At 36.2% G+C, this 11,701-nt stretch carries 9 protein-coding genes and 1 pseudogene; 8 read left to right on the forward strand and 2 right to left on the reverse strand.

Annotated features, from left to right (window positions below):
• Positions 1-677: 677 nt before the first annotated feature.
• The 3 genes from Q9R21_RS08570 to ilvC all read left to right on the forward strand — a co-directional run bounded on the left by Q9R21_RS08570 (position 678) and on the right by ilvC (position 4,016).
• The gene (locus Q9R21_RS08570) at positions 678-2,405 is read left to right on the forward strand and encodes an acetolactate synthase 3 large subunit (protein WP_004278370.1); all 1,728 of its coding nucleotides are present in this window, start codon (positions 678-680) and stop codon (positions 2,403-2,405) included.
• Positions 2,402-2,893, forward strand: a complete 492-nt coding sequence (ilvN, locus tag Q9R21_RS08575; protein ID WP_004278369.1) for an acetolactate synthase small subunit — start codon at positions 2,402-2,404, stop codon at positions 2,891-2,893. The genes Q9R21_RS08570 and ilvN overlap by 4 nt, the downstream gene beginning before the upstream one ends.
• Before the next feature lie 106 nt (positions 2,894-2,999).
• Positions 3,000-4,016, forward strand: coding sequence for a ketol-acid reductoisomerase (gene ilvC / locus Q9R21_RS08580; protein ID WP_004278368.1), 1,017 nt, complete (start codon positions 3,000-3,002; stop codon positions 4,014-4,016).
• A 455-nt stretch (positions 4,017-4,471) separates the two neighbouring features.
• Here ilvC and Q9R21_RS08585 read toward each other — a convergent pair.
• Positions 4,472-5,447 (reverse strand): annotated as a pseudogene (locus Q9R21_RS08585) (IS110 family transposase).
• A gap of 227 nt (positions 5,448-5,674) precedes the next feature.
• Here Q9R21_RS08585 and Q9R21_RS08590 point away from each other — a divergent pair.
• Positions 5,675-6,052: a DUF2971 domain-containing protein gene (locus Q9R21_RS08590; RefSeq protein ID WP_228305201.1), complete on the forward strand. Its 378-nt coding sequence runs from the start codon at positions 5,675-5,677 to the stop codon at positions 6,050-6,052.
• A 5-nt stretch (positions 6,053-6,057) separates the two neighbouring features.
• Entirely contained in the window at positions 6,058-6,519 is a 462-nt protein-coding gene (locus tag Q9R21_RS08595) for a DUF2971 domain-containing protein (protein WP_228305200.1), read from the forward strand.
• Positions 6,520-6,549: 30 nt separating this feature from the next.
• Here the strand turns inward: Q9R21_RS08595 and Q9R21_RS14845 are convergent, their stop codons facing one another.
• Positions 6,550-6,858: a transposase family protein gene (locus Q9R21_RS14845; protein WP_143115412.1), complete on the reverse strand. Its 309-nt coding sequence runs from the start codon at positions 6,856-6,858 to the stop codon at positions 6,550-6,552.
• A 627-nt stretch (positions 6,859-7,485) separates the two neighbouring features.
• Here Q9R21_RS14845 and Q9R21_RS08600 point away from each other — a divergent pair.
• From Q9R21_RS08600 to Q9R21_RS08610, 3 genes are all read left to right on the forward strand, one after another.
• Positions 7,486-8,019 (forward strand): hypothetical protein, encoded by a 534-nt coding sequence (locus Q9R21_RS08600; protein WP_071850440.1) that lies wholly within the window; start codon positions 7,486-7,488, stop codon positions 8,017-8,019.
• A 76-nt stretch (positions 8,020-8,095) separates the two neighbouring features.
• The gene (locus Q9R21_RS08605; protein ID WP_311204269.1) at positions 8,096-8,800 is read left to right on the forward strand and encodes a fimbria/pilus periplasmic chaperone; all 705 of its coding nucleotides are present in this window, start codon (positions 8,096-8,098) and stop codon (positions 8,798-8,800) included.
• 22 nt (positions 8,801-8,822) lie between these two features.
• Positions 8,823-11,159: a fimbria/pilus outer membrane usher protein gene (locus tag Q9R21_RS08610; RefSeq protein WP_180038816.1), complete on the forward strand. Its 2,337-nt coding sequence runs from the start codon at positions 8,823-8,825 to the stop codon at positions 11,157-11,159.
• Positions 11,160-11,701: the final 542 nt, after the last annotated feature.

Below are 11,701 nucleotides of genomic sequence, written 5' to 3' on the forward strand. Positions count from 1 at the left end.
CCTCGGCTTGCTAGGCATGGAATACTGCAATGATTGTAGTGATATTTTCAGTAAAAGTGATGGATTTTTATCTGCTTTATTCGATGTTAATCGCTTAAACAAACCCACTCTAGCGTGTAAGAAATCAGAGATAAATCTTCGTATACAAAATTTATTGATAAACAATTTCCTTTCATTTAATAAAAATTCATTCATTTTTTTTATATAAGACATATTAAAAATTTATAAAATTAAACCATTAACTCTATGAATTTTATTGGATTAGATGAATAGACAAGACAGTCAATGCATGGCTATGAGCTGATATTGCTGTTAAAAACAGCAGATCTAGGCACTAGTAAGTATGGATTGTCTGTTTTTTAAACTTGACTTTAAAGCCTGAAAACACAAGAATGCTGCAATAGTTTTATATGCCTTAGATCGATCACCCTTCGACTAAGTGTCATTTCATGCAGTGGGCGATTTTTCTAGCCGAGAAATTGAACAAAGCTAAGCAAAATATGTTTATCCCAACATGTTTTAGATCCCGTATTGCTCGAACAGTGAAGAGATCAGATTTTTTTCCTATTGCTTTGAAAACTATGAAATTTGTGTGCTATAACAGTGCAGACAGTTAACAAACGAAACACTGCAAATGCCTCCCATTTGTGCAGTGAATAATATTAGGGTGAATCACGTTGGAACTTCTATCTGGTGGTGAAATGCTTGTTCGCGCATTAGCGGACGAAGGCGTTGAACATGTTTTTGGATACCCAGGCGGCGCAGTTCTTCATATTTATGATGCGCTATTTCAACAAGACAGAATCAATCATTATCTCGTACGTCACGAACAGGCTGCTGGTCACATGGCCGATGCTTACTCACGCGTGACAGGCAAGACCGGTGTTGTGCTGGTGACTTCAGGTCCGGGCGCAACCAACACGGTGACCCCAATTGCAACGGCCTATATGGACTCAATCCCGATGGTGATTTTGTCAGGTCAGGTTGCGAGTCATCTGATTGGTGAAGATGCATTTCAGGAAACCGATATGGTCGGTATTTCACGTCCTATCGTGAAACATAGCTTCCAGGTGCGTCATGCCAGCGAAATTCCTGCGATTATCAAGAAAGCCTTCTATATTGCGTCTTCAGGTCGTCCAGGTCCTGTAGTGATTGATATTCCAAAGGATGCGACCAATCCTGCAGAGAAATTTGCTTACGAATACCCAGAAAAAGTGAAGATGCGTTCGTATCAGCCACCGTTCCGTGGTCACTCAGGTCAAATTCGTAAAGCGATTGAAGAACTGATCCATGCTAAACGCCCAGTTATTTACTCAGGCGGTGGTGTGGTTCAAGGCAATGCTTCAGCACAGTTGACAGAGCTTGCGCATCTATTGGGTTATCCAGTGACCAATACCTTGATGGGTCTTGGCGCATTCCCGGGTGATGATGAACAGTTCATCGGTATGTTGGGTATGCACGGTACTTATGAAGCTAACATGACCATGCACAATGCAGATGTAATTCTGTGTGTGGGTGCGCGTTTCGATGACCGTGTGACCAACAATCCTGCAAAATTCTGTCCAAATGCTAAAGTCATTCATATAGATATCGACCCAGCGACAATCTCAAAAACCATTATGGCGCACATTCCAATTGTCGGTGCTGTAGAGCCTGTACTGAATGAGATGTTGAACCAGTTGAAACAGCTTAATGTTTCTAAGCCAAATCCTGAAGCGATTGCGGCATGGTGGAAACAGATCAATGAATGGCGCAAGGTTCATGGCGGTCGTTTTGAAGCGGGTGTTGATGGCGTGATGAAGCCACAACAAGTGGTTCAGGCATTGGATAAAGTGACCAATGGCGAAGCGATCATTACTTCTGATGTCGGTCAGCATCAGATGTTTGGTGCGATGTATTACAAATACAAACGTCCACGTCAATGGATCAACTCAGGTGGTCTAGGCACCATGGGTGTAGGCTTGCCGTATGCAATGGCTGCGAAGCTTGCATACCCGGAACAGCAAGTGGTGTGTATCACCGGTGAAGCATCGATTCAGATGTGTATCCAGGAACTGTCGACCTGTAAGCAATATGGCCTGAACGTCAAAATCCTGTGCCTGAATAACCAGTCTTTAGGGATGGTGAAGCAGTGGCAAGATATGAACTATGAAGGACGTCATTCAAGTTCTTATGTAGATTCATTGCCTGATTTTGCCAAACTGATGGAAGCCTATGGTCATGTCGGTATTCAGATTAATCATGCCGATGAACTAGAGTCGAAGCTTGCAGAAGCGATGGCAATTAACGACAAGTGCGTATTTATTAACGTTATGGTAGATCGTACCGAACACGTTTATCCGATGTTGATTGCGGGTCAATCGATGCAGGATATGTGGTTGGCTAAAGGGGAGCGCACGAAATGAGACATATTATCTCTGTACTCGTAGAAAACGAATCAGGCGCGCTTTCTCGTTTAGTGGGTTTGTTCTCACAGCGTGGCTACAACATCGAAACATTGAACGTTGCCCCGACTGAAGATCCAACACTTTCACGTTTGACATTGACCACTTATGGTGATGATCACAAGATTGAGCAAATTACCAAACAGCTTAACAAGCTGGTTGAAGTGGTGAAAGTGGTTGACCTGTCTGAAGGTGCACATATTGAGCGTGAATTGATGCTGATTAAAGTCAAAGCATTGGGTTCATCGCGTGACGAAATCAAACGTACGGCAGATATTTTCCGTGGTCAGATTGTCGATGTAACACCAACGACCTATACCATTCAAATCGCGGGTACCACTGAAAAAGTGGATGCGTTTATTGATGCACTTGCAGAACACACGATTTTAGAAGTGGTTCGTTCAGGTGTATCAGGTATCGCACGCGGCGAAAAAGTACTCACCATCTAAATTTTAAGTATTTCCTCATCTGAATAAGAAGAGGGTATCAGGCAATGTAAATTTAAGGGTCATTGCCTGATTTAACGGACAAACAAGCATTTAAGCGGAGACAGCAATGCAAATTTTTTACGATAAAGACTGTGACTTATCTATCATCCAATCTAAGAAAGTAGCGATCATTGGTTACGGTTCACAAGGCCACGCGCATGCGCTTAACCTGAAAGATTCTGGCGTTGACGTAACTGTAGGTTTACGTGCGAACTCTGCTTCTTGGAAGAAAGCTGAAAATTCAGGTCTTAAAGTTGCTGAAGTTCCTGCTGCTGTAGCACAAGCTGACGTAGTGATGATTTTGACTCCAGATGAGTTCCAATCTCAACTTTACCGTGACGTAATTGAGCCAAACATCAAGCAAGGCGCGACTTTAGCATTTGCTCATGGTTTCTCGATTCTTTATAACCAAGTTGTTCCACGTGCTGACTTAGACGTAATCATGGTTGCGCCTAAAGCTCCTGGTCACACAGTACGTTCTGAATACCAACGTGGTTCAGGTGTTCCTGATCTTATCGCGATTCACCAAGATGCTTCTGGTAATGCGCGTAACGTTGCTCTTTCTTACGCTTCAGGCGTAGGTGGCGGCCGTACAGGTATCATCGAAACTTCATTCCGTGAAGAAACTGAAACTGACCTTTTCGGTGAGCAAGCAGTTCTTTGTGGTGGTGCTGTTGAATTGGTTAAAATGGGCTTCGAAACTCTTGTTGAAGCGGGTTATGCTCCAGAAATGGCGTACTTCGAATGTCTACACGAACTTAAATTGATCGTTGACTTGATGTTCGAAGGCGGTATCGCGGACATGAACTACTCAGTGTCAAACAACGCTGAATACGGCGAATATGTAACGGGTACTGAAGTAATCAACGAACAGTCTCGTGAAGCAATGCGTAATGCGCTTAAACGTATTCAATCTGGCGAATACGCGAAGATGTTTATTCAAGAAGGTGCGTTGAACTACCCATCTATGACTGCTCGTCGTCGTCAAAATGCTGCTCATGGTATCGAAGTTACTGGTAACAAGTTACGTGCGATGATGCCTTGGATTCAAGCGAACAAAATTGTAGATAAAGAAAAGAACTAAGGTTTCGTGCCTTAAAAAGAGGAAAGCAGCGCTTGCCTCTTTTTTCGTACCTTGGATCCAAGCAAACAAAATCGTAGATAAAGAGAAAAACTAATTTCTCGAATCAATTGATTTGAATGCGAAAACCCACTTAATTTGAGTGGGTTTTTTATTTCTATGTTTACGTGCCTTAAAAAATGGGGAAAGCAGTGCTTTCCCTATTTTTTAATATCTTGGAGCCAAGCAAACAAAATCGTTGATAAATAGAAAAACCAATCTCTTAATTGGCTGATTTTTATGCTATAAAAGCCCTGCCAAAGTGGGGTTTTTTATTGGATAAGAATAATAGACCTCTTGCGAAAGTATTATTTTAGACTTTGATATTTATTTAAAAATCAACGCTTATCACTGATTAAATTTTGACTAACGCAAGAGATACCGTCTGAAACGTCAAGCAAATTATCGAAAATTCATGCTCAATAATCTGCTTGATAAGGCTGTTGGTGTTTGAGTACACCATAACAAAGATGAACCAACTTTCTCATTGCAGCTCCAATCGCCATCATTTTGGTTTTACCATTAGCTAATAATCTTTCATTCATCCCTTTAATATGAGGATTATGCCGAGTTGCGACAATGGCTGCCATATATAAACCGGCACGTATTTTGGAAGAGCCCGCTTTGGATAAATGGCTTCTGCCATGAATGGAGCTACCTGACTGCTTTTGAGTGGGCACCAAGCCAACAAAGGCGGCCGCTTGACTAGCTCTTTCAAAAGTATGACTGCGCAAGAAACTGAGCATTAATAAACTAGTTCGATCTGCAATGGCTGGAATACTGCTGAGCAGTTCTTTATCATTTTTTAAATCAGGATTCTGATCAATGTGATCATCAATTTGTTGGTCGATACCCTGAATATGTTTGTTTAACTGTTCAATACTCTTGTGGAGAGACTGAAGTACAGGTTCCATCGTGAAGGTAGACTCTGCTTTTTCCAAACGATTCTTTTCACGTTGTAAATCTTCACAAAGAACAGCTCTTCTATCCAGTAAAGCATTCAGCAATTGAATATGTTTGGGTAAAGGTTGCCAAAAATGTAGATTGGCAGTCATCGCAAATCGAGCTAGAACCTCACTATCTACCTTGTCTGTTTTATTCAGCTTAGACATACTCTGAGCAAAATATCGAGCTCTGGCAGGATTGGTTATAGAGACTTGATAGCCCTCATCAAATAAATATTTAGCCAAGAGTTCATGATAAATAGATGTTGCTTCCATTAAGATAATGGTCTGCGTAGAAGTTGCAGCATGCTGGTTTAGCCAGATTTGAAGTTGCTCAAAACCTTTTGGTGTATTTGAAAAAGTTTTGGTTTTTCTTTTTATTTGCAGAATTTTCTAAAATTAAACAGCAATCAATTTTAGCTTTAGCAACATCAATACCAAGATAAAACATAATCTTTACCTGCTTTAATTATTCAATTATTGTTTTAGCATAACCACCGTCTTTTCTTGTGAATGCAGCATCAAAGTGCTTAGTTACCCGTCCAGAGTTGTGCAAGTGGTTAGGGCAAATTGTAGGTTTTATCTCTTGCACAGACTAAAAGTCTTAGGTCTATTACAAACTCTACAATTTGCATATAGTGGAAGCTAATCACTACAACCTCCAAGATACAAGGTCTAATGATTTTATATAAATATGTTGGCTTTGATGCTGGTTTAAAAATATTAGAAACAAGTACTTTAGGCTTTTCTTTGCCGCGCGATTTTAATGATCCATTTGAGGTGACGGCTTTAGCTTTAATGGGGGAAACGGTAAATGTTGGTGTAGAAACGCAAGCTGTAAGAAGTCGGTTTATCAATAAATATGCAGTATTGTCTTTAACTCGAGCCCCCTTAAATCCTTTAATGTGGTCTCATTATGCAGATAGTCATAAAGGAATGGTGATCGGGATTGATATAGAGAAGGCAGGTTTAGAAAGTTTTGAAAATTATACGATACCTGCTCAGAGAGGAGAGATAATTTATGTGAATACAGTGCCACAACAATTAATTCAATAGATGCCGTGCAATTAATGCAAATTGGAAGTAAGCATCATATATGGTGGGAATCTCATGAGAGATTACTAAAACATGCTGTTCTTTATAAGCAATTATGTTGGGCGTATGAAGAGGAGGTTAGGGTAATGAAATGTTTGGGGAGTGAGGAATACCATTCTTATCATTCAAAGGAAGATAAGAGATTTGAGTTGGATGGAGAGCAGTGGGAAAGAAAATATATTGGTTCAAGAAGTATATTCTTAAAAAGCATCCCATCAGATGCATTTGTTGAGATATATCTTGGGGAAAATAGTTATCGTGATCAAAGAAGGAAGTATGATAATTTAATCGATGGTTATAAAGTTCCTAAAATTTTACAGTTAAAAGAATTTAGTCGGAATAATAATATTGAATTATTCACTGTTTTAGTTGATACAGAAACATGGTCTTTAAAAAGAAAAATTATTAATTCAGTTGATTTAGATTAAATAGCTGTAATTGTGGTAGCGGTTCATATATTAGAGTTCTTTTATAAATTGTATTAGTTCAGACTTGATCAGCCAATCTTTGACATGACCTACAATTCTTGAGGCTGTTGGCTCTGAAACTCCGTAACTCGTAGTAACGTGAAATAAGGTTCGGTATTCTCGCCAATAGCTTAGACAGAGCAGAATCTGATCCTTAATACTTAACTTGGGCGGTCTGCCTTGAGTTAAAACATGTTTCTTCAATTGATCAACCATTAAATAAAAAGTTGACCATGATATGCCTGTATATCGCTTAAACTGTGTTTCTGAAAACTTTTTGAATCGATGTGTTTCATTCATAAATTAGGCACGAATGCCAAGAAAATTAGAGGACGAATATTAAGCAAAATAGTGTTCAATTTTTATTTATGAAAGAAGATTATTGTATATTAACATATTGTTTTTTTAGTTAATTTATATTAATTATTGCTTTTTAGAAAGTTTTTCATAGCTAAGAAAAGTCTTGATGTGTGAAAAAGAAAGCAAAAGTTTCGACAAAATCACACATTTCTTAAATAAAGTTGCTTAATTTACAACTATTTGTAAATTTCGTAACTTTGTTTTATTTTTTTGTAAGTTAAGGTAAATTATAAAAAAATAATAAAATTAGTGGTTTAATTGTTTTTTATAAAATTTAAAGATTATTTTATTCTTTTTATTTGACATAGTTAGAAATATTTTTAAATTGTATCAATTTATTTTTTGTCTTAACCTTTTATAAGTATAGGATTAAATTTTTTAAAACAAATAAAAAACCAAAAATAGAGAGTAGTATTGTGAATAATAAACTTTTGCATATTTTTAGGTCAAAGATAATAAGATAAGTTAACGGTTACTTAACTTTACTCATAATAATAAGAGTTAAAGCGTAATCGTTAAAATAACTACATATACATATTCTTTTATTAAAAAGAAATGGAGAAAATCATGAACAAAATTACACAATCGGCATTAGCGGCATTAGTTCTTGGTGCTTGTTCTACGGCATCTTTTGCAGAAGATGAAGCAGCTCGAGGTGGTTATCATCCTCCTAAACCACCAATTGACTGGAGTAAATGTAATACTTTAGGCTGTGAAAAAGAAATTCCAATTTCACTTAAAATTAATAAGAAATGTGTTTTAACTGGTGGAAATGCAATAGTATTATCTGCTGCTGGTGGAACCCAAACTACAAATTATTCAATTACAACAAATACCCCTTATGTTCTAAATTTACAAACTGCAAATGCCGGTGCTAATAATACTACGTTTGTTAAACATGAAACAGATGCATCTAAAACAATTGCTACAACAATTGTGACGACTAAACAAGGTGCTGCAGGTGCTGTTCCATTTGGTAATTCAAATCATGCTGGTCAAGCAGTTGATAATTATACACTTGCAGTTACCAATACTGCAGTTGATGCTACACAGTTAGCAGGTAATTATACCGATCGCTATCTAATTAAAGCTTACTACTAATTTATTTAATCAACCTAACCTGATATTTATGTTGGGTTAGGTTTCCTCATTATACTTTTAAATGGAAAATTATAATATGAGAAAAACAACTATATTATTTTTTTTATCTTTTTTTTATTTTTCTGGCGGGAAGGCGGATGTTGCAATTGATCCAGTGCAAATGTATATATTTAATGGTAAAAAACAAAAAACAACAACACTTACTTTAGAGTCTATAAATGAAGTAGAAAAAAAAATATTCGAGGTGAAAGCATTTAAATGGGATCAAAATGATAAAGGTGAAGATGTGTTGGAGAAGGATGATACTCTTATAATTAATCCAAGAAATTTTATTTTAAAACCTAATGGGAAACAAGTTATACGTGTTGGTTTTAATCGTCCAATAGTATCTGTATTGGATGGTCGGGAAGAGGGTGCCTGGCGCATTGTAATTGAGGAATTACCTCAACCTGTAAAAGAATCATCTATTACTTTCTTGATGAATTTTAACCTGCCATTATTTATTGGAAAGCAAGATAACTTAAAATTAAATTTTAATATTGAGAATGATAAGCTTATAGTTAAAAATAAAGCAGAATCTCATATTCAAATTTCAAAGTTACAAATTTTAGATTCTAATAAGAAAGAAGTTTTTACTAGTAATAATATGAAATATGCACTTAAAGATAAGAGTATTTTTTATGAGTTGGAAGGCGTTAAAATAAATAATCCTCGTAATTATTTTGTTAAAGTAATGACAGATAAGTCGCATGAGGAAATAGAGTTAAAGCTTATGGATTAAAATTATAATTAAGGATTATATTATGCAGTTAAATAGAAAAATAATTATTCTAGTTAATATTTTATTCTTATGTAATGCTAATGCTAACCAGAATCCTGATGATGAATTTTTTGCTAATCTTTGGATAAACGAGCTTGATCATAATATAGATATTATTTTAATAAAAAGTGATGATAATTTTTACATAGAGTGCAATATATTGTCGGAACGAGATATTGATATATCTAAATTATCAAAAATGGCTTCTCGGGATGAGTTTTGTCTTATTTCGGACCGGAATATTCAATCTAATTTCGATGCCTCTAAGCAAACAATTAATCTCACCATACCTACCCAACTGTTTAAATCAAGTACACAGATCTCCCAGTTGCAGACTATGCCAGAGAGAGCCAGTTTTGGAGGTTTCGTAAATTATGATTTTACCTATTTAAATTCAAAAATAGACAGAGAAACGAATTCTTTATATAACGGCCTGACAGATCTGGGTGTCTTTAAAGACTATTGGATTTTTAAGAACTCAATAGCATATTATAATCATCCTTTGAATGAGTATTTTACTCGACTCAGCACTAGTATTGACTTTGAATTTCCTAAAAGTATGACTCAGCTTACTTTAGGAGATACAACTACAGTATATAATCCATTAATTAATTCTTTACGTTTTGCCGGTTTAAACTGGGGAACTAATTTTACTGAGCGACCAAATTTTATTTATTGGAATACTCCAATCTTACAGGGAAGTGCGCGTGTTCCTTCTACAGTTGATTTGTATATTAATGGGGTAAGTATATATAGCCAAAGAGTCAGTCCTGGTGATTTCAATCTTCAAACTGGTGCACAAATTCAACAGGCAGGAAATGCACAAATTATTGTTGAAGATGTATTAGGGAATAGGAGTGTACAAAGTTTTCCTATTCTGGTGACGAATCGGCTATTAAGATCTGATCTTAGTGAATATAATGTTTCATTAGGAAAGTTGCGTTATAACTATAATATAGAAAGTAATGACTATCGTAATTTTTTCTCTAACCTTTATTATCGTTATGGGGTATCTAATTGGACAACACTTGGTTCTAATTTTTCTTATAGCGAAGACTTGCAAAATTTAGGCTTTCTATGGACTCAAGCTATTAGTCATTATTTGGTTTTGGATAGTGTAGTTCAAGCTTCACACGATGAACTTAATAATTTTAATTATTCATATGGATTATCTGCTGCAAAGGATTTCGGAAGAGTTTCACTTGGTGCAAGTGCGAAATATACAGAAAGAGATTTTAAATATTTAGGTGATGACCTGGATAATTTTTATAGTTATCCTAAGTATGAATATTTAATTTATGGGGGAATGAGCAATATTCCTCTCTTGCATAATATTTATTTGAATTATGCTGCCCAGAGTTTTCATCAGCAAGAAATGCGCGTGGAAGATGAGATTCCTTCATTTTTTCAAAATGATCGTAAAACTTTAAATTTAGGGTTTAATCGTCGGCTAGGTAGGAAGGGAAGCCTAGGTTTGAGTTATTTTAGCTCATTTGGTGATGATCGGGATTCTGGAGTTGTCTTATCACTTAGCTATAGTTTTGATGATGATAAAGCAGTTTATTTTAGTCATTCAACAGATGAAAGAACTAAATTGCAATTTGTAAAAAGTAATCCTAATCAGGTTGGATTTGACTATGAAACAGGTGTAAATAGACTCGAAGATGAAACACTATATAATTTCAATGGGCGATTGAAAACAGATGTTGGGGATTTAGGTTTTTATCATATAGAGGGAGACAATGAGTCTGAATCACAATTAAACTATCGTGGTGCGGTTGTTTTTCTTAATAATAAATTCAATTTTACCAAGTTGGTTGATAATGCATTTTCTGTTGTTAGTGTGGGAGATTATCAGGATGTCGATGTTTTAAGGTCTTTATCTGTAGTAGATAAAACGAATAAGAAAGGCTATACCTTTGTTCATGATATTATTCCTTATGTAAATTATGATATTGGTTTTGATCAGAATCAATTACCAGTCGAAGCTAAGATTCCTTATGCAACCAAGAGGCTTACTGCTTTAGATCAGCGGGGGTATATTATTAATTTCCCTATATATAATACAAAACAGGTCACGATTTTGCCTGTAGATAGTAATAATCATAAATTCACAGCCGGTTCAGAGTTATATATCGATAATGATGGTGGGGAGGTTTATCCTATCTCATCGGACGGTACGGTCACTCTATATGGGCTTATTCCAAATACTTACAATATTAAAATCATCAGCACCGAATCTAAAACTTGCTTTGCACAATTGACGGTTACAGAAAATCAAAAAGAAGAAAGCGGACTATCTACGCTTATCTGTAAATAAAGGATGAAAAATAATGAAACTTAAATTTACTGTACTTGTGTTCTCTCTATTATTGACCAGTCTAAGTCATGCCCAACGTTGTCAGATTGATCGATCGACAGTATCAGAACTCAAATTGAACTCCTCTTATCTGAGCCAAGCTGCGACTTCTTTTATCGTAAGGTGTGATAGCAGTTATGCTATTCAATTTAATTCTAGAAACTTAACCAGCACTAATGGCAGTAGTTATTTGGTTAATGAGCACAATCATAAAATAAGAACACAAATGTATATTTCTGGGGCGACCTCATCCCGTTGGAATATGCCGATATCCCAACCGGCAACTAGCCTAAGTAAATTTATTGTATTGGTACAACTAGCTGAACAACCTTCTGCTTTGACCCCAGCTGGAGTTTATAAAGACAGTTTATATGTGGATCTTATCTACTGAATTCTTTTAGTTGGCTCTTAAAAGAGAATTGGATTTTGGTCTATTTAAGTCCTTTAACCAGATTTTGAAGCTTTCTGAGTGGATTTTTTAGGCATGAGCTATGGTTATGAAT

Origin of the sequence: Acinetobacter sp. RG5 (assembly GCF_031844265.1) — a bacterium.
Lineage (GTDB): Bacteria > Pseudomonadota > Gammaproteobacteria > Pseudomonadales > Moraxellaceae > Acinetobacter.